Source organism: Ruegeria sp. E5, assembly GCF_056534105.1.
Map to the genome: position 1 here is coordinate 228,511 of NZ_JBQFPA010000003.1, position 19,134 is coordinate 247,644.

Here is a 19,134-nt window from a genome sequence, read left to right on the forward strand (position 1 = left end):
CTCCATCTCTAACATTCTGGTCGAATGCGTCAAAAGGCCCGGATCGTGCCCCGAATTGCGCCCAAAGCTTGACCCCATTGTCCCACGCCGCCATGAAACGTTGATTGACGCCTGATAAAGGCTGCGACCAGAATACAAGGGCCAGATATGGCAAGAACACGCTCCGCCAATCCAGCAAATGCACAAGCGCCCGGCGCCTACGATGAACGGGCTAGGTCTAAAAAAATTGGCGTGCTGCGGTCATTGTGGCCGTTTATGAAGCCCTATCGACTGCTGATGATCGGCGCGACACTGGCGTTGATCCTGACGGCCAGCATGACGCTGACATTGCCCTTGGCTGTGCGGCGTGTGGTCGACAATTTCCGCATCGAAGATGGTGATTTGCTTGAATGGTACTTTCTGGCCGCCCTCGGTATAGCCGGGATTCTCGCCGTGGGTACGGGTATTCGCTATGCTTTGGTGACCCGGTTGGGTGAACGTGTGGTGGCCGATATCCGAAAGGCGGTTTTTGACCGCGTGATCGGGATGAGCCCCGAGTTTTACGAGCGCATCATGACCGGCGAAGTTCTGAGCCGTATCACCACCGACACAACGCTGATCCAATCGGTGCTGGGATCGTCTGTGTCCATCGCGCTCCGCAATCTTTTGATGTTCGTCGGCGGACTGGTGCTGATGCTGCTGACATCGGCTAAGCTGACTGGGATGGTGTTGCTACTGATTCCGCTGGTGGTTGTGCCAATATTGGTACTGGGCCGCAGGTTACGGGTGATCAGCCGGGAAAATCAGGACTGGATTGCGGCGTCCTCTGGAAATGCCGGCGAGGCGTTGGGTGCGGTGCAAACCGTGCAGGCTTTTACTCATGAGGACGCCAGCAGGACGCAGTTCGGAGAGATGACAGAAACTTCGTACGAAGTTTCTCTGCGTCGGATCCAGACCCGTGCGATTCTGACCGTCATTGTGATCTTTCTCGTCTTCTCGGGCATCGTTGGCGTGCTGTGGATGGGTGCGAATGATGTGCGTAACGGGGTTATGACCGAGGGCGTGTTGATCCAGTTTGTGATCTATTCGATCATCATGGCGGGTTCAGTCGCGGCATTGTCCGAAATCTGGAGCGAGTTGCAGCGCGCTGCAGGTGCGACGGAGCGTTTGGTCGAGCTGCTGAACGCTGAGGATACCGTCAATGATCCGTCGCAGGCCAAGGATTTGCCTGTACCCGTACGCGGAGAGATACGTTTTGACGATGTGACATTCCACTATCCCGCGCGCCCGGACGTCGTTGCGCTGGATCACTTGTCACTTCAAATCAAACCCGGGGAGACAGTGGCCTTTGTCGGCCCGTCTGGTGCGGGCAAGACAACAGTCATCCAGATGATTCAGCGGTTCTATGATCCCGATGCGGGACAGGTCAGTCTTGATGGGCTCGACCTGCGCGAGTTGAACCGTGACGACTTCCGTCAGCACATCGCGCTGGTCCCGCAAGACCCCGTGATCTTTGCCGCTTCGGCGCGCGAGAATATCCGCTTTGGCCGTCTGGACGCCTCAGATGCCGAAGTCGAGTCCGCCGCCCGAGCCGCCGCCGCGCATGAGTTCATCTCGGCTTTGCCCGAAGGGTATGACAGCTTTGTGGGCGAACGGGGCGTAATGCTGTCGGGTGGTCAGAAGCAACGTATCGCCATCGCACGTGCCATCCTGCGCGACGCACCGGTGCTGCTGCTGGACGAGGCGACCTCGGCTTTGGACGCAGAAAGCGAACGTGCGGTGCAGGGTGCGGTCGATAACATGAGGGCAGGGCGCACCACTCTGATCGTGGCGCACCGTCTGGCGACCGTTAAGAAGGCAGACCGGATTGTCGTGCTGGAAGCCGGGCGCATTGTGGCGCAGGGTACCCATAACGATCTGGTGGCGCAGGACGGTTTGTATGCCCGCCTCGCACGCTTGCAGTTCACCGACGGGGTGGCTGCAGAATAAAGTGACGCTCCGGCACATCTCGTTTCGCCGTAGCGTCATTCTACATAATCCCGAACCTGATCGCTAAGCCCTTGCTTGCGCATGGTGTGTTTTGCTTCCATCTTGGAGGTGACAAACAAGCCTGTGCGCGACACGGGAGACAGATCAGGGGAGGAGCCACATGGCCTTTGTGGGATTGGAAGACAAGGCGCGCATCGAGCAGGAGATGGCGTGGGAAGATCGGGACGTACCCGTCACCTTCCATCAACTGTTGTCGCGGACGGCGGGCAAGTTCCCGAACCATAAAGCGATCAGCTTTCAGTTGTTGTCCGGCCCGAGCGACAAAGCCGAGACGCTGACATGGTCCGAACTGCTGGGAAAAGTCAACCAAGCGGCCAATCTGTTCCGTTCCCTTGGCATCGGAGAAAACGATGTGGTGGCTTATGTGCTGCCCAACTGCAACGAGACGCTGGTCACCATGATGGGCGGTGCGGTGGCCGGGATCGTGAACCCGATCAACCCGTTGCTGGAGCCGGAGCAGATCGCGGCGATCCTGCGTGAGACCAAGGCGAAGGTCGTGGTCACGCTGAAATCCTTCCCCAAAACCGATGTAGCCCAAAAGGTTGAAGAAGCTGTGCGTCACGCTCCGGGTGTCAACACGATCCTTGAGATCGACCTGAATCGCTATCTGACGCCGCCCAAATCCTGGCTTGTACCGTTCTTGCGCCCAAAGATGGGTGATAAAGAAAAGCTGGCCCATGCGGATTACAAGAACTTCCTTGATGAGCTGAACAAGCAGCCTAAAACGCTGAACTTTGAGGATAGCCAGGAAGATCGGGTGGCGTGCTACTTCCACACGGGCGGCACTACGGGCATGCCGAAAGTAGCGCAGCACAAATACTCGGGCCTTATCTACAATGGCTGGTTGGGCAACACGCTGCTCTTTGACGAAAACGACGTCATCATGTGCCCTCTGCCGATGTTCCATGTCTTTGCGGTGCATGTCATCGTGATGGCGGCGGTGTCGTCTGGTGCACATGTGGTATTCCCGACGCCTGCCGGGTATCGCGGTGATGGCGTATTCGACAATTTCTGGAAACTGATCGAGCGCTGGAAGGTTTCGTTCATCATCACAGTGCCGACAGCGATTTCAGCCAAAATGCAGCGACCTGTGGATGCGGATATATCCAGCGTTAAAACAGCATTTTCGGGATCAGCTCCGTTGCCGGTCGAACTGTTCCGTCGGTTTGAAGAAGCGACTGGCGTTACTATCGTCGAGGGCTACGGCCTGACCGAGGCCACTTGTCTGGTGTCATGCAACCCCGTGGATGGGGAAAAGAAGATCGGCTCGATCGGCATCCCATTCCCCTATACGGACGTCAAAATCCTGCAGGACGGGCCGGATGGACCAACCGAGTGCGGCGTAGATCAGATCGGTGAAATTTGCATCTCGAACCCCGGCGTATACGCGGGAAATACTTATACCGAGACCGACAAGAATACGAACCTCTATCATTTCGATAAATACCTGCGCACGGGCGATCTGGGACGGTTTGATGAGGACGGCTATCTGTGGATCACCGGTCGCGCGAAGGATCTGATCATTCGGGGCGGACACAATATCGACCCTGCAGAAATCGAAGAGGCCTTGCTGGGCCATGACGCGGTCGCCTTCGCTGGGGCTATCGGTCAGCCCGATGCGCATTCGGGTGAGGTGCCTTGCGCCTTTGTTGAACTGGTCGAGGGGGCCTCAGTCACTGAACAGGAGCTGATGGACTATTGCAAGGTCCACGTCCACGAACGCGCGGCACAGCCCAAGCACATGACCATTCTGGATGAATTGCCGAAAACCGCCGTTGGCAAGGTTTTCAAACCCGAACTGCGCAAGCAAGCCATCACTCGCATCTACAACGGTGCATTGGACGCCGCAGGCATTGAAGCGCGGGTCGTTTCGGTAATCGACGACAAGAAGAGGGGTCTTGTCGCGCAGCTTGACGCGAATGGGTCTTCCGAAGACGATGTCTCAAAAGTACTGGGTTCGTTTACCCGGCCATGGGAGTGGTCTGAATAATTCGGAGGAACAATGGACTATGAACGTCTGATCGACGAGGAGACCTGGGGTTTCATCCGGCGCACAGCCGAGAGCTATCCGGATGATACAGTAGAGATGTCCATTGCTGACCAACGCCGGGTCTATGACGCGATGTGTCAGGACTTCCGCCAGCCGCGCCCACCTGGCATCGAGGTGCGCGACAGGTCCGCCGATGGCGTAGCGGTTCGCATTTATAGCGCCGGTGACCCCACCCGGACCGTCGTCTACATACATGGTGGTGGGTTTGTCGTCGGGGGCTTGGATAGCCACGATGATGTTTGTGCGGAACTCTGCGCCCAGACGGGCTATCGAATCGTTTCGGTCGACTATCGGTTGTGCCCTGAGCATGTGCACCCGGCGCAGTTTCAGGATAGCTGGACCGCCACGAACTGGGTGGTTCAGGAATACGGCGAGCCGATCGTGCTGGCCGGTGACAGCGCGGGTGGCAATCTGGCAGCAGCCGTTTCGCACCATGGTCGGAGTCGGTTGGAAAATGTGCTGGGGCAGGTCCTTATATATCCCGGCTTAGGCGGAGATATGTCGCAGGGGTCGTATATCGAACATGCCAATGCCCCGCTGCTGACATTGGACGATATCCGGTTTTATGAGACTGTTCGGTATCAAGGTACCACGCCCCAGAACGATCCTACCTATGCACCGTTGCATGACGTCGATTTCTCGGGGCTACCGCCGACGGTGGTGGTGACCGCCGATTGCGATCCGCTGCGCGATGACGGGCAAGCTTATTGCGACCGGATCACAGCCGCAGGTGGGCAGGCCCATTGCATCAACGAGGCCGGTTTGGTCCACGGATATCTGCGCGCCCGAACATCGGTCAGGCGCGCCGCGGACAGCTTTGAGCGGATTTCCGTGGCGATTGAGGCTTTGGGGCAGGGGATTTGGTCCTACGACTGAACCGCGTCAGGTCAGGAACGGCTTGGCTTTCATCGTATCCGCCACCGGTGCGCCCATGCGCTGAAGTATGGTTGGTGCAAGCTGTAGCTGGTCTATCACGGTATCGGGATCAGGGCCTTTGGCCTCTCCAAAGTAGTAAAGCGCTGTTTCCTGCTGCAACGGGCTGCGCCCTCCGTGATGGCCACGTTCGTCTTGTCCATGATCAGCCGTCACGATGACGTCATAGCCCAACTGCTGCCAGCGCGGAATGAACGGGGCCAGCATTTCGTCCATGACAAAACAGGCATGGTCCATCTCGGCGCAATCGTGGAAGAAACGATGCCCCATGCTGTCCAGTGTGCAAGTGTGCAGGATGCCATAATCCAGCCCAAAGCGCAGACACAGATTGGTCAGCAAGGCAAACAGATCGACATCACTGGGCGTCATCTGGTTCGCTTTGCCGTATCCCGTCATCGAATGAAATCGACCATGGTTGATGGTCAGGCTGTCGGGCTCGTCATATTCAACGTCGCGGACGTAGTCGAATGGGTGGCGATTGAAGAATTGAGACCAATAGCTGTGGGTGACCGCGCCGGTTATGCCACCTGCCTCACGCACCTGACTGAACACGTCCTTGTGGCTTAGTCGGAAGACGTTGCCGTTGCCTGTACAGCCATGCTCTTGCGGTGTAACGCCGGTATGGATCGACGCATAGCAACTGGCAGAGGTCGAAGGCAGTACAGAGCGAAGTTTCCAAACCCGGGCAGCACCGCTGTCGACCCACCCTTCAAGATTGCCAAACAGTCGACGAAAGTTGCGCCAGGGGACGCCGTCGAGGATGATCAATAGCAGTTTGCGGTCCATGTTCCGGCCCTTGTTTCTGAGTATTCGTTCCGGCGAACCTATGAGATTCGTCCGGCTATGGCTGCGCATTTGCGCCCCAAATAGCAAAATCCCGACGTCTGCTTGTGTTCAAAGCGCCGGGAATTTGAATGGTCTTCGGTGTTTCTTTGAGAAGGGTGCGGATCAGTTCCCCGCGCTCTCCATTTTGCGGTGAGCGACAACCTCTTCCAGCCAGCCAAGATGCATCTCAGGCACCGAGCTAAGCAGCAAGTCTGTATAGTCGTCGAATGGAGGGCTTAGCACCTGGCTCTTGGGACCGTAGCGAACCACCCGACCCTGGTACATCACCGCGATACTATCGCTGATCGCACGGACTGTCGCCAGATCGTGGGTGATGAACAGGTATGCCACATCCTCGATCTTTTGCAGATCCAGCAGCAGCTTGAGGATACCGTCCGCGACCAGCGGGTCGAGCGCCGAGGTGACCTCATCACAGATGATCATCTTTGGCTTGGCCGCCAGTGATCGCGCGATACAGACACGCTGTTTTTGACCACCCGACAGTTCCGCCGGATAACGATCGATGAACTTCTCGCCCAGTTCGATCTCATCCAGCAACTCGATGATCCGCTTGCGTTTCTCGGCGCCGCGCATGTTGAAGTAGAACTCGAGTGGGCGGCCGATAATCGTACCGACGGTCTGACGCGGGTTCATTGCCACGTCGGCCATCTGGTAGATCATTTGCAGCTCACGCAGGTCTTCACGCGTGCGGCCTTTCAGATCAGAGCTGAGCTTGCGGCCCGCAAAGGTAATCTCACCATCACGGGGTGGAAGAAGCCCGGTGATGACCCGTGCCAGCGTAGACTTACCCGACCCGGATTCACCCACAACCGCCAGTGTCTGGCCCGGATGAAGCTCGACGTTGACATTATGCAGCACGTCGAAATTCAAGCCTTTGTAGCGCGCGGTGATACCATCGACGCTCAGCACGGGTTCAGGAGTTGGTTTTTTCTCTTCGTGCTCGATTGAGCGGACCGAAACCAGCGCCTGTGTGTACTCTTCTTGCGGGCGGTTGATGATCTGGTCGGTATTTCCGTATTCGACCGTATCGCCCATCCGCAGCACCATGATGTCATCACTGACCTGGGCCACAACTGCCAGATCATGGGTGATATACAAGGCGGCAACGCCCGAGTCGCGAATGGCGTCTTTGATGGCCATCAGCACATCGATTTGGGTAGTCACGTCCAGTGCCGTGGTAGGTTCGTCAAAAACCACCAGATCAGGCTCAGGGCAAAGCGCCAGCGCCGTCATACAGCGCTGCAGCTGTCCGCCCGAAACCTGGTGCGGGTAACGATCACCGATATTGTCAGGGTCGGGCAGACCCAGCTTGGCAAAAAGCTCACGCGCGCGGGATTCAGCCTCTTTGCGCGAAAACTTCTTCTGCTCAACTGCGGCCTCGACCACTTGATCCATGATCTTCTTTGCGGGGTTGAACGATGCGGCGGCGGATTGGGAAACATATGTTACCTCACCACCGCGCAGTTTGCGGATGTCCCCATGAGATGTCTTGAGGATATCACGCCCGTTTACCCAAACCTCGCCCCCGGTGATTTTCACACCGCCACGGCCATAGGCCATCGAGGCCAGACCGATGGTAGATTTGCCGGCCCCGGATTCGCCGATCAGACCCAGCACCTTGCCTGGAGCGAGGTCAAAGCTGACCCCGTGCACGATCTCGATGTCATGGGGCTTTTCACCCGGCGGATAGACGGTCGCGCCGATTTTGAGGTCGCGGACCTTGAGAAGGATATCACTCATCCCCGGCCTCCTTTCAACGATGTGGTACGATTCAGGACCCAGTCAGCCACCAGGTTGACCGAGATGGCCAGCGTCGCAATGGCCACAGCGGGATAAAGCGCTGCGCCGATGCCATAGACGATGCCATCCTTGTTTTCCTTCACGATACCGCCCCAGTCAGCCAGCGGTGGCTGGACGCCCAGTCCCAGGAACGACAGGGTCGAGATGAACAGAACCATGAAGATGAACCGTAGCCCGAATTCGGCCACAAGCGGCGACAGCGCATTGGGCAGGATTTCCCGGAAGATGATCCAGGCGCGCCCTTCGCCGCGCAGCTTGGCGGCTTCAACATAGTCCATCACGTTGATGTCCACCGCTACAGATCGCGATAGGCGATACGGGCGGGTGGCATCCAGTAAGCCCATAACAAGGATTAGGATCGGGACGGTCACCGGAACGATGGCCAGAATGACCAGTGCCAGGATCAGAGTCGGGATTGACATGATCAGATCCACCGTACGGCTGAGCGCCTGATCAGCCCATCCGCCCAGTACAGCAGCCAGCAAGCCCAGCGACGTACCGGTCAGAAAGCTGAGCAGCGTCGCCGCTGCCGCGATGAAGATTGTCGTGCGCCCGCCATAGATCATGCGGGTCAGCAGATCGCGACCGATATTGTCAGTGCCTAGCAGATGTTCTGGGCTGCTCGGCTCCCAGACGTCGCCGACGACTTCTGCCATTCCATAGGGTGCAATCAACGGGGCGGCGATCGCCACGAAGAAATAAGCGAAGGTGAAGATAAGGCCAATCAGAGCCGAAAGAGGAATGTTCTTTATCATTTCGGATGCCTCAGTCTTGGGTTGGCAAGGATCGACACGATATCTGCAACCATGTTCAGACCGATATAAACGGCCGCAAACACCACGCCGCAGGCCAGAACAACCGGCACATCACGTTTGGTCACGGCATCCACAAGGTATTGCCCCATACCGGGATAGACGAACACAACCTCGACCACGACAACACCCACGACCAAATAGGCCAGGTTCAGCATGACGACGTTCACGATCGGTGAAATCGCGTTAGGAAAGGCATGGCGGGCAATAACCTGAAATGTGCTGAGGCCTTTCAATTCAGCGGTTTCGATATAGGCCGATTGCATGAGGTTCAGAATGGCCGCGCGCGTCATGCGCATCATCTGCGCCAGCACGACCAGCGTCAGAACAAAGGCAGGCAGTGCGATTGCATTCAACTTTTGTCCAAACGACATAGAATCATTGATCATCGCAAGCGACGAGAACCACCCCAATTTCACTGAGATATAGTAGATCACCACATAACCGATCAGAAACTCGGGGATCGAAACCGTCGTCAGGGTGATGGCTGAAATCAGTTTGTCGGGCCAGCGATTGCGGAACCGCACGGCAAGCAGCCCCAGAAAGATTGCAAGCGGTACGGAAACTATTGCTGCCACGCAAGCCAGGAACAGAGTGTTCCCAAGGCGTTTTCCAATACTCTCGGAGATATCAAGTTTGTTGGTCAGGGATTGACCCAGGTCACCCTGAAGTATGCCGCCCAACCACTCGAAATAGCGTGTAAGGGCAGGCCGGTTCAGGCCCATTTCTTCGCGTAGGTTTGCCAAGGCCTCTGGAGTTGCGGACTGCCCCAGGACGGCTTGCGCGGCGTCTCCGGGTAGGGCTTCGGTTAGGCCGAAAATCAGGGCCGAAGCGCCGAGCAGCAAAAGGAGTCCCAGCGCCAGGCGCTGGGAAACCAATTTGATGATGGGATGCATTATCCGTAGCCCGTTTTAGACGAACCACATTTTGCGGGATATGTTGCCGTTCATCATCTCTTGCGTTGGGTCAGATTCCCAGCCATCCAACTGGTTGCTGACGCCTTCGACAAAGTCGTTGAACATCGGGCAGATCAGGCCGCCTTCGTTGCGGACCATTTGACCCATCTGGCTATAGATGGCTTTGCGTTTCTCAGGGTCGAGTTCCGCCTTTGCTGCAAACAATAAGTCGTCAAACGCCTGAACCTTAAACCTCGTGTCATTCCAGTCTGCGGTCGACAGATACGCAGTCGAGTACATCTGGTCCTGAACCGGACGGCCGCCCCAGTAAGACGCACAGAAGGGTTGAACGTTCCAAACCTCGGACCAGTAGCCATCATTGGGCTCACGCTTGATTTCAAGCGGAATTCCAGCCTGTGCAGCAGTCTGCTGGAACAGAGCAGCAGCATCTACAGCACCTGGGAACGCACCATCGGCAACGCGCAAAATAATCGGAGAGCCATCATGTCCAGATTTCTTATAGTGCTCTGCAGCCTTTTCAACGCTGAATTCGCGCTGTTCGATGGTTTCATCAAACAATGGATAGGCTGAATTGATCGGCATATCATTCCCGATCGAGCCATAGCCGCGCAGAACTTTGTCAACCAATTCCGCTCGGTTGATGGCGTACTTCAGTGCGGTGCGCAGTTCATTGTTATCAAACGGAGCCGTGTCGCAATGCATGATGAAGACATAGTGACCGCGACCAGCGGTTGAATGCACCGTCAGGTTAGGCGCACGGCCCAACAGGTCGGCAACTTTGGGTTCAACGCGGTTGACGGCGTGGACCTGTCCGGACTGCAGTGCAGCGGTCCGTGCCGTCGCATCGTTGATCACAACAACTTCTACGCTGTCAAAATTGCCGAAATCGCTGTTCCAGTGGTTTTCGTTCTTGGTGAACAAGTGGCGGACGCCGGGTTCGTCCACTTCTAGTTTGTACGGGCCGGTGCCGATACCTGCCGCAGGATTATCCATGCCGCCATCGGGCTGAATGATGAGGTGATAGTCGGCCATCAGATACGGCAGGTCGGCGTTCGGCTCGGTCAGTGTGACCTGGAAATTGTCTCCATCGGCCTTCATCGACTCGATGCCTTTCATGATGCCCAAGGCACCTGATTTGGAATCCTCGTTCGAGTGGCGCTGCATAGTTTTCAGCACGTCTTCGCTGGTCATGGTCTTGCCGTTGTGGAACTCGACCCCTTGACGCAGCTTGAACGTCCAAACTTTGGCGTCTGCACTTCCTTCGACGCTTTCAGCAAGGCGCGGTTCGATGGTTCCGTCGGGCGCCACTTCGACCAGTTGGTCTCCGAACTGCTTGCCGTTCTGGAACGGGACTGAGCTTGCGTAGGTTGCCGGATCAAGTGAGTTGGTCGATTCACCACCCTGCAAACCGAATTTCAGATCGCCGCCCTTTTTCGGACCAGCGGCACGTGCGGCATCGGCAAACATAGTGCTTGCCATTGCGGCCGAGACACCCAGTGCCGCTGCTTTACCCATGAATTCACGGCGGGTCAGCTTTCCAGCTGTGACCTGCTTTGACATGTGAGTGAGTTGTTCGTTCATCCAGATTTCTCCCAGTTGATAGGATGTTCAGCCCGTTGGTGGGCTTTTTATTGACGCATGAGTCAACTTAGGTGCAATTCAGGGCAGCGGGCAAGTGCAAATCTCTTGAAATAATGGGGAGGTTCCGCCTTTGATCGCGCCAGTTGATCTTGTTATGAGCCTTTGGAAATCCAAAACCCCTTATTCCTAACTACTTACTCTGACCTGAACAAATTATCCGATAGTTGCCTGGTCAGTTTAGCATGAACTTTCGTTCCACAGATCAAACGCCATTCCGGCCTTTAAGTGATTCTATCTGGTGGGTTTTTCGGATGGGCGGGGTCAGGGTCTGGGATCAGTTTTTTATTGCAACAATCAGATCCATTACGTTTGTGCCTGTGGGTCCCGTGACCAACAGCGCCCCCGCCTTGTCGAGGAAACTGCCGCTATCTGCATTGTCCAGATACGCTTGCGCCTTATCAGACCAAGTGTCACCGGTAACGATGGCGCCTGCTGCATCTGTTGGCCCGTCGGTGCCATCTGTTCCTCCGACGATGACGGTCAAATCAGATTGCCCTGCGATTTCGCGCGCGAGTGCCAGAGCAAGGGCCTGATTGCGCCCACCGCGCCCTGGCGCATCAGGTAGGACCACGGTTGGTTCGCCGCCAAATACCATGGCGCCCTTGGGCATATTCCGCAGCCGATCTCCTAATTTAGCTGCAACCGAGAGATAGTCATCGTGCATCGCTTCTTCGTTGTCGAGGACCTTGATGCCTGAGTTCTCGGCCGCAAATGCTGCGGCGTCACGCGCGTGTGCATTTGATGCGATTATAGCGGTGTGGGCAGAAAACTCCGGTTTTTCGGGCAATGATCCGATACCGGAGCCAATAACGCCCAGATCATCACCCGGGACGTCGGAGATCGCCAGAACGATCACGCTTTTCCCCGAGAATGCCGACAACAAACCGCCACCCTTGATCCGGGACAGCTTGCGCCGTTCCGTGTTCATTGCACCGATGTCGAGACCTTCACTCAGCAGTCTTTGGTTGAGGGCCTCAAGATCATCCAATGTCGTACCGGCCACGAGGTCCTCGGCAAGCGAAGAAGCCCCTCCCGAAACTAGCAGAAGCAGTTTGCTGTCGGGTTTCATCGCCTCAACCGTTTCGCGCAATGCCTGCCCACCCTTCAGACTGCGGGCATCGGGAACCGGGTGTGCAGCTTCAATCACCACAATATGCTCAGGCAGGTCGTGGCCATGGCCATCCTTGGTAACCACCAGAGTGGGCATTGGGCCAAACCGTTCGACGGCGGCACGGGCCATGGCACCTGCGGCTTTTCCAACGGCCAATATCTGATCTGGGGCTTCGATCGCCTGAGTGGCCTCCAGCGTTGCGCGATATCCATCAACCGCCGCCACACCTGCGCGCCAAATGTCCTGTGCCTGTTGCGAACTCTGCATCAGCTTTCCATCCAAATTGTGACTGGTCCGTCATCGACCAACTCTACCGCCATGTCAGCTCCGAACGCACCTGTCTCAACCGGAATGCCCCGCGATGAAAGGTTGTGTACAAACGCCTCGTAGAGGTGTTCGCCCTCAGCCGCCGGGGCGGCCCCGGAAAACCCAGGCCTGTTTCCACGCGATGTGTCAGCTGCCAAGGTGAACTGGCTGACCACTAGGGCCGAGCCCTCAATATCCAATATCGACCGGTTCATCTTTCCCGCGTCGTCCTTGAAGATACGAAGCTTTGCGATCTTTTCAGCCAATTGATCAGCTTGTGTCTCTCCATCCCCCTGCATCGCACAAACCAGAATCATCAATCCGGGGCCCGATCGCCCGATCACTGATCCATCGACTTTGACCGAGGCACTGGAAATTCTTTGAAGTAAGGCGCGCATCTGCAGGTCCTGTATTTTATTGCTATTCGTGCCAATCGATCACTTCATCCAGCGCGGCACGTTCCGTTCTGAACGCGTTCGCCGGGTGATCCATATCCGCATATCCGAACGAAATCGCGCACAGAATCAAGCGATCTTCTGATATCCCGAAATAACGGTGAAGAAATGCGCCATGTGCCGCTACCGCTGCCTGCGGGATACAAGCCACACCCAGGGCCTGCGCCGCCAGTGAAAATGCGGTCACGAAGCCACCACAATCCATCGCGCCGTAAGGGCCCAGTTCAGCCGGGCTGGACAGTATGGCGCAATGTGGGGCGCCGAACAGAGCATAGTTTTCCATCATCTGTTGCGCCGAGGCCCTGCGATCACCTTTTTCGATGCCAACCGCTTTGTAGAGGGCCCAGCCACAGGCGCGACGGCGCTCTTGATAAACACCGGAATAGCCGGTTGGAAAGGGTAGGTCCGGAGCGGGCGCAACGTGCGAGGCTTCGTGTTGCAACGCGTCCCGAAAATGGTCTGTCTCGGCCCCGCTGGTGATGACGACCTGCCAGGGTTGCGCGTTGCACCAGCTTGGAACACGCGCAGCACTGGCGACGATCTGTTCAATCTGTTCGCGAGGCACCAGGTCCGTGCGAAAGGCACGGCAAGAAAAACGATCGGCCAAGAGCGCGTTCAGAGCGTCAAGGTGCAATTCAACATCTCCTTTCAGGCATGCCGAGGAGTAGGTTCCATGAGCGTGCTCTGTTTATCAGCGTTATTGCTGTCCAGTTGCCACCAGATACCCGACGCCGGCCGCAACGAGAAGGCCCAGAACCACGGCGATCGTAATCTTGATTGCGGACCAGGGACGCTCACCCTGAACGCGGCCGGTCCGGCCATTGACCACAAAACGATAGGTCTGGCCGCGGTATTTGTAGGCCGCCATCCAAACCGGCAAAAGGATGTGTTTGAATGTGACATCTCGCACTTCGGTGTCGACAGCGTGAATGCGCTGACGATCGCCTCCGATATCGAACCGCACGTCACGCTCGATCACCCGTGCCATGTGCGCGCGGGCCTCTTGATAACCTTCTCGCAGTTCGACCGTGTATGCCTCGGCGCGGAAACCGGCCAGATATTCCGGCTGATACGGTTCAAGCGCAGGCAAGTCCCATGGCTCCAGCGCATCGGTATAGGATTTGGGCAGCGATTGTGATGCCAACACCAGAACATCGTCAAAGAACCGTGCAACCCGTCCGGATTTTGGCGTCCAGCGCACTTTGGGAACCTGTTGCTGCACGCGCTTTCCATCACGCATCACAGTGCGAGTTTCGTAATACACCACACCGCGTTCCCCACGATAACTCGACTTGGTATCAGCGTCGAAGGTCCAATACGGGACATAAATGCCCTGCATCTTGCGTCCCTTTCGGGCGTATTCCTTCAACCCGTTGGGTGCAAACCACAGTCGGCCCAGCCAATCCCCCATTGCCTTGTGGGCCGAGCGTTCATCCAGTGCAAAGGGCAACACTCCTCGAGGTTTGATATGGCGGCTAACGCCTGTATCGGTCACAACCGGAGTGGCACAGAACGGGCACTCCGCAGCATGGGTGTTCGGATCAAACTCAACCTGAGCCGCGCAGTTCGGACAGGTCAGAACACGGGTTTCTTCAATCTCGCTGTCAGGCAAGCGATCCGCGATGGCGGCGTCGAAATCCAGCTCTCGCAGACTTGCACCACCCCATGGGCCAGCACCGATCGTTCTGGTGTTGCCACAATGATCGCAAGTCAGCGTTCCGTCACCGGGATTGAACCGATAATCCGCCCCGCATTGGTCGCAGGGGAAACGGTGTTCGTCTTTCGCCATGACAGAACCTCGAAATCAGGTTACCAAATGTCAGTTCACGCGCCCGGAGGCGGCGGAGGCAGGATCGTGAACAGCTGTGCCAGTTCCTGCACGTCGCCTGCCTTCTTCCAACCGTCCTGTCCGGCGGTCCAAACGTGGGTCTCGCGCGTTATCTCACCATCGGTCGCCATTCGGCCCATCTTGGCCTTGGAAAACGGCCCGCTGGTCTGACCATCCACTGCGATATGCCATACATGCTCGACGGGCGGAGGGGGCGGGGGTGCCGCAGGCGCCGAGGCCTGCGGGGCAGCGGGGGCGGAACCGCCCCAAGGGCCGCTCGGCTGACCCGCTGCCATGTTCGACATCTGCTGCGCCATCGCCATGCCCATTCCCATGCCAAGACCCGCGCCCATGCCGCCACCCTGGCCAGGGTTGTTGGCTGCCGCAGTCATCGCTTCGGCTGCGGAATACTGCGTGAACTTGCCCAGATCGCCCGCCAACCCCATCGATGTGCGTTTGTCCAGCGCGGCCTCGACCGCTGGTGGCAGCGAGATGTTCTCGATGTAGAACTCGGGCATGCTCAAACCATATCCGTCCAGCACCGGTGACACCTCGGCGGCAATCAGTTTGCCCAGATCGGCCGTGTTCGCCGCCATATCGAGAACTGGAATGCCCGAGCCTGCGATGACGCGGCTGAATTCCTGCACGATGATGTTTCTGATCTGAAAGCTGATCTCGTCCATGGTGAATTCACCATCGGTACCGACGATTTCGACCAGGAATTTCGCCGGGTCCTTGACCCGCACCGTATAGGTGCCAAATGCCCGGATGCGCGTTGGACCGAACTCAGGATCGCGCAGCATGATCGGGTTTTTCGTGCCCCATTTCAGGTCATTGAAACGGGTCGTGTTGACGAAATAGATCTCGGACTTGAACGGAGACTGAAAGCCGTGATCCCAATGCTGCAGCGTCGTCATGATCGGCATGTTGTTTGTCTCAAGCATGTAGAGACCTGGGGTGAAGACATCCGCCAACTGACCCTCATGCACAAAGACCGCCGCTTGACCTTCGCGCACGGTCAGCTTGGCGCCGTATTTGATCTCGTGTCCTTCACGCTCGAACCGCCAGACCATGGTGTCGCGCGTATCGTCGACCCAGTGGATGACATCTATGAATTCACCGGTCAGAAAATCAAAAATTCCCATTGGATTTCTCCTGTCTTCGGGGTCAGAGCGACTGCCCCATCAATTCGCGTGCAATGATACGGACCACTGGCCGCGCTTCGTCAGCTGTCATGCCTGGCTTGAGGCGCGGGTCGTATAGAATGGTTAGTAGTTTTTCATCATGGCTTGTGAGCAGGGCGAACTCGTCGTCATCGTTGAAGATTGATGGCCGGGCAGACGGGCTGTCATTCGGCAGCCCCAATCCCTGAGCGATCTCTTCGTGGACGCAACTCAGGCGCACCAGATCGGGATGTTCCGCCCGGATCAGGGCAACAGCCCGGGTATATGTCTGTGGCGCGCTGTTCGACGCCGAAGCGAATACAAAGCAATAGAAAGAGCGTGGCAGTTTGTCGAAGAGGTCAAGTTGTGCCTGCCCTATGCCCGGGATCAGTTGTCGCAGCCGGGCTTGCACATAAGCGGTATCATCTTCACCCGCCACGAAGACGTGGAAATTTGCATTCCGGGTGGTGGTTGAGACCGGGTGTCCAGTGAGCCGCGACAAGCGGTTGGCGTAGGCGTCAATTCGGGCGGCCTCTTGCTGGCGGACTTCAGGTGCAACCGATGGACCAAACTCGGGCTTTATGCGAACCGGCGACGACCAGCGACTAAGCTGTCGGCTGGTGCGACTGCTGCCGCTGGCAACGGCTTGCCCCGGATATTCATTATAAAACGCTATGGTCTCAAAGTTCCGAGCCAGATCATCGGCATCATAGGGCGTATCAGGGCCACCGCCATCGGTTCTCAGCAACCCGCGCGTCAGCAGGTTATTTTGTACGCTTTCATAGTATCGCGCGAGATCAAGGCTCGCTGGTGAGGGCGCTTGATATGCATTGCTCAGGCCTTGCGGCTGGGCAGGTTGAGGTTCAGGAGCGATCGTCGTCGTCAATGCCTCATCGCAGCCAGCAAATGCCAGCAGCGACAAGCCCAATACTGCAATCTTAGCGCGATGAAATGGCCGCACGCCCGCTGTTTCCATTATCCGGGAACAGCCGTTCCGGCATTGTCGCCGATCCCGTCCTGTCGCGCCTTGGCCGAGGCGAGCGTGTCGCGCAATTCGGCCTCCATCTTCTTCAGTTCTTCCTCGGCTGCGGCGCGTTTGGCCTTGCCTTCGTCTGCAATGGCGAGGCTTTCGTTGATGGTGCCGATCAGGTCTGCATTGGCTTGTTTGACGGCTTCGATATCGAAGACGCCACGCTCCATCTCTTCGCGGATCATTTTGTTGGATTCGCGCAAGTTGGCGGCGTTCGAGGTCAGCAATTCATTGGTCAGATCATTGGCATCACGTACGGCAGCGGCGGCCTCGGCACTGCGCTGTATGGTGACAGCTTGTGCCAGCTGGGTTTCCCAGAGCGGTACTGTGTTGACGAGGGTCGAGTTGATCTTGGTCACCAGTGACTTGTCATTTTCCTGCACCAGACGGATGGAGGGCAGCGATTGCATCGTCACCTGACGGGTAAGCTTCAGGTCGTGGACCCGGCGTTCCAGATCATCGCGCGCGGCACGCAAGTCGCGCAATTCCTGCGCTTTCATCACCTGTTGGTCTTCGGGCGCGGCCTGAACCTCGGCCTCTTTTTCAGGAATGTCGTGGCTGTCCAGCTCGGTCAGCTTCTCCTCTCCCGCTGCGATGTACAGTGCGAGTTCGTCGTAGAACTCCAGCGTTTTTTCGTACAGCAGATCCAAAGACTTGATATCTTTCAGCAGTGTATGCTCATGCCCCAGAAGATCATCAGTGATCCGGTCGATCTGGCTTTGAACGTCTTCATACTGCGCTGTGAACTTGGCAAAGGGCGCAGCGCGGCCCAGTAGTTTTTCCCACCAGCTACGCTCGCGACGTACATCCAGTTCGCTGACTGAGAATCCGCGGATCGTTGTTACGATGTTGCGAAGGCTGTCACCCGCCGGGCCCACATCCTTGTTGCGGACATCGGCCAGCATCGCCTGACTGATCTCTTGCAATTCTGCCTGTGCTGAAGACCCAAAGGACACGATCGAGTTTGTGTCGCCCATGTCGATCTCGCCCATCCGCTTGCGGATCTCGGCACCAACCGGTTCGTCGGCCTCTTCCAGCGGGACAATCTCGGCCTGCGGCTCGGGGAGAGCGACGGCGGTGACTTCCTGCACCAGCGTTTCAGCCTCGACTGCCTTGTTCTTGATCTCATCGGACATGGGGTAATCCTCGCTTACATAAAAGCCGGTCAGTCCAACCGGACGCCTTCGCGCTGCAGCCTGTCGCGCAGCACATCAATTTCAACCGTCAGATCACTGCGGTCATCCAATAGCATCTTTCGCGTCCGCGCCGCGAAATTCTGTTCAAGATCGTCCAGCAACGCCGAATAGTCCGCCAGCGCCTGCGCATCACGCGTCCGTGCATAGACGTCCGAAAACTTCACCGTCGCATCGCGCGCGCCCTGCAAATAAACCGTCAGGTATTTTCGGGCACTAGCCAGATCGCGCGGGTCTTCCTCGACCGTGCGAAACAGATCGCGGGCTGTATCCTGAAAGCGTTCGACCCGCGCTTCGATCCGGCGGTCACCTGCGCGTTTTATTGCATCTGTCATTTGGGTCAGATGGGTTTCGGCGTCCTCGACCACGCGTGCGACACGGTCCTGCTGGAAGGTGTCGACACCCTCCATTCCTTTGTCCTTCATTGGGTCGAGGCCGAAGGAAACCGAATGTAGAACCGTTGCAGCGGCGCCAAACAGGATGGGGGCCAGCAGGCTTACCTGTGATGCTGTTTCGGCGTCCAGAAATTCGGTCCGGTATGAGGCTAGCGCCGCCCCCAAACCGGTCAGAACGCTGGAAAATATCTTGCGGGGAAACGCAGGTCTGCGTGCGGTGCGGCGGGCGTTGTAAGCGGATTCGGCCCTTAAACCTTCGCGCAGCAGAAACGCGGCAGCGGTCAGTAGCCCTGCCGCAACCAGGCCTATGGTCATTCCGATCGCGCCATCGTTCAGAGACAGAAACACCAGTGGTATCGCCGGGACAAACAGGATGTTCGCGCGTGCACCTGCCGGTTCGACACGGGCACCATCGAATTGGCCACGCGATGGCTGATCCTGCGAGGAAACATCGCCTTCTGGGCTGAATTTGCCGCCGTACCGTTTGGCCATTTCGCTACAGGCCCCCCAACAGACCGGTGCAGACGCCGAACAACAGCACCAACAGGGCCGCATAGGCCAATTTTTGTACTCCGGTCCCGGACATGGCGCCCCCCAACTGTGACCATCAGGGAAAATTTAGGCGA

Annotated in this window: 16 protein-coding genes; 3 read left to right on the forward strand and 13 right to left on the reverse strand. The window is 57.2% G+C overall.

The annotated features are described in order from the left end of the window. Window positions 1-147: 147 nt before the first annotated feature. The 3 genes from ACR0BI_RS13080 to ACR0BI_RS13090 all read left to right on the forward strand — a co-directional run bounded on the left by ACR0BI_RS13080 (window position 148) and on the right by ACR0BI_RS13090 (window position 4,954). The gene (locus tag ACR0BI_RS13080; RefSeq protein WP_170392269.1) at window positions 148-1,968 is read left to right on the forward strand and encodes an ABC transporter transmembrane domain-containing protein; all 1,821 of its coding nucleotides are present in this window, start codon (window positions 148-150) and stop codon (window positions 1,966-1,968) included. A 160-nt stretch (window positions 1,969-2,128) separates the two neighbouring features. Continuing rightward, window positions 2,129-4,018, forward strand: coding sequence for an acyl-CoA synthetase (locus ACR0BI_RS13085; protein WP_480562409.1), 1,890 nt, complete (start codon window positions 2,129-2,131; stop codon window positions 4,016-4,018). A gap of 12 nt (window positions 4,019-4,030) precedes the next feature. Beyond that, complete coding sequence (locus ACR0BI_RS13090) at window positions 4,031-4,954, forward strand: alpha/beta hydrolase (protein WP_170512444.1); 924 nt, start codon at window positions 4,031-4,033, stop codon at window positions 4,952-4,954. A gap of 6 nt (window positions 4,955-4,960) precedes the next feature. On the opposite strand, the gene ACR0BI_RS13095 is transcribed toward ACR0BI_RS13090, so the two are convergent. From ACR0BI_RS13095 to ACR0BI_RS13155, 13 genes are all read right to left on the reverse strand, one after another. Beyond that, a complete protein-coding gene (locus tag ACR0BI_RS13095) occupies window positions 4,961-5,797 on the reverse strand; it encodes an alkaline phosphatase family protein (protein WP_480562408.1) in 837 nt (278 codons plus the stop codon). 162 nt (window positions 5,798-5,959) lie between these two features. Further along, on the reverse strand, window positions 5,960-7,597 hold the full coding sequence (locus tag ACR0BI_RS13100) for an ABC transporter ATP-binding protein (RefSeq protein ID WP_480562407.1): 1,638 nt from the start codon (window positions 7,595-7,597) through the stop codon (window positions 5,960-5,962). After that, complete coding sequence (locus ACR0BI_RS13105; RefSeq protein WP_170402849.1) at window positions 7,594-8,409, reverse strand: ABC transporter permease; 816 nt, start codon at window positions 8,407-8,409, stop codon at window positions 7,594-7,596. The genes ACR0BI_RS13100 and ACR0BI_RS13105 overlap by 4 nt, the downstream gene beginning before the upstream one ends. Continuing rightward, window positions 8,409-9,365: an ABC transporter permease gene (locus tag ACR0BI_RS13110; protein WP_170392259.1), complete on the reverse strand. Its 957-nt coding sequence runs from the start codon at window positions 9,363-9,365 to the stop codon at window positions 8,409-8,411. The genes ACR0BI_RS13105 and ACR0BI_RS13110 overlap by 1 nt, the downstream gene beginning before the upstream one ends. Before the next feature lie 15 nt (window positions 9,366-9,380). Then, window positions 9,381-10,967, reverse strand: coding sequence for an ABC transporter substrate-binding protein (locus ACR0BI_RS13115; protein ID WP_170392257.1), 1,587 nt, complete (start codon window positions 10,965-10,967; stop codon window positions 9,381-9,383). A gap of 334 nt (window positions 10,968-11,301) precedes the next feature. Next, a complete protein-coding gene (locus ACR0BI_RS13120) occupies window positions 11,302-12,405 on the reverse strand; it encodes a DUF4147 domain-containing protein (protein ID WP_170661879.1) in 1,104 nt (367 codons plus the stop codon). After that, complete coding sequence (gene dtd, locus ACR0BI_RS13125) at window positions 12,405-12,842, reverse strand: D-aminoacyl-tRNA deacylase (RefSeq protein WP_480562406.1); 438 nt, start codon at window positions 12,840-12,842, stop codon at window positions 12,405-12,407. Before dtd ends, ACR0BI_RS13120 begins: the two co-directional genes overlap by 1 nt. Before the next feature lie 22 nt (window positions 12,843-12,864). Then, window positions 12,865-13,533: a nitroreductase gene (locus tag ACR0BI_RS13130; RefSeq protein WP_170401643.1), complete on the reverse strand. Its 669-nt coding sequence runs from the start codon at window positions 13,531-13,533 to the stop codon at window positions 12,865-12,867. A 63-nt stretch (window positions 13,534-13,596) separates the two neighbouring features. After that, a complete protein-coding gene (locus ACR0BI_RS13135; RefSeq protein WP_170392249.1) occupies window positions 13,597-14,688 on the reverse strand; it encodes a TFIIB-type zinc finger domain-containing protein in 1,092 nt (363 codons plus the stop codon). Window positions 14,689-14,723: 35 nt separating this feature from the next. Continuing rightward, window positions 14,724-15,872, reverse strand: a complete 1,149-nt coding sequence (locus ACR0BI_RS13140; protein ID WP_170563990.1) for an SPFH domain-containing protein — start codon at window positions 15,870-15,872, stop codon at window positions 14,724-14,726. A gap of 22 nt (window positions 15,873-15,894) precedes the next feature. Further along, on the reverse strand, window positions 15,895-16,866 hold the full coding sequence (locus ACR0BI_RS13145; protein ID WP_170609448.1) for a DUF2927 domain-containing protein: 972 nt from the start codon (window positions 16,864-16,866) through the stop codon (window positions 15,895-15,897). Further along, window positions 16,866-18,056 (reverse strand): toxic anion resistance protein, encoded by a 1,191-nt coding sequence (locus ACR0BI_RS13150; protein WP_170392243.1) that lies wholly within the window; start codon window positions 18,054-18,056, stop codon window positions 16,866-16,868. The genes ACR0BI_RS13145 and ACR0BI_RS13150 overlap by 1 nt, the downstream gene beginning before the upstream one ends. Window positions 18,057-18,085: 29 nt before the next feature. After that, entirely contained in the window at window positions 18,086-19,000 is a 915-nt protein-coding gene (locus tag ACR0BI_RS13155) for a 5-bromo-4-chloroindolyl phosphate hydrolysis family protein (RefSeq protein WP_223116816.1), read from the reverse strand. Window positions 19,001-19,134: the final 134 nt, after the last annotated feature.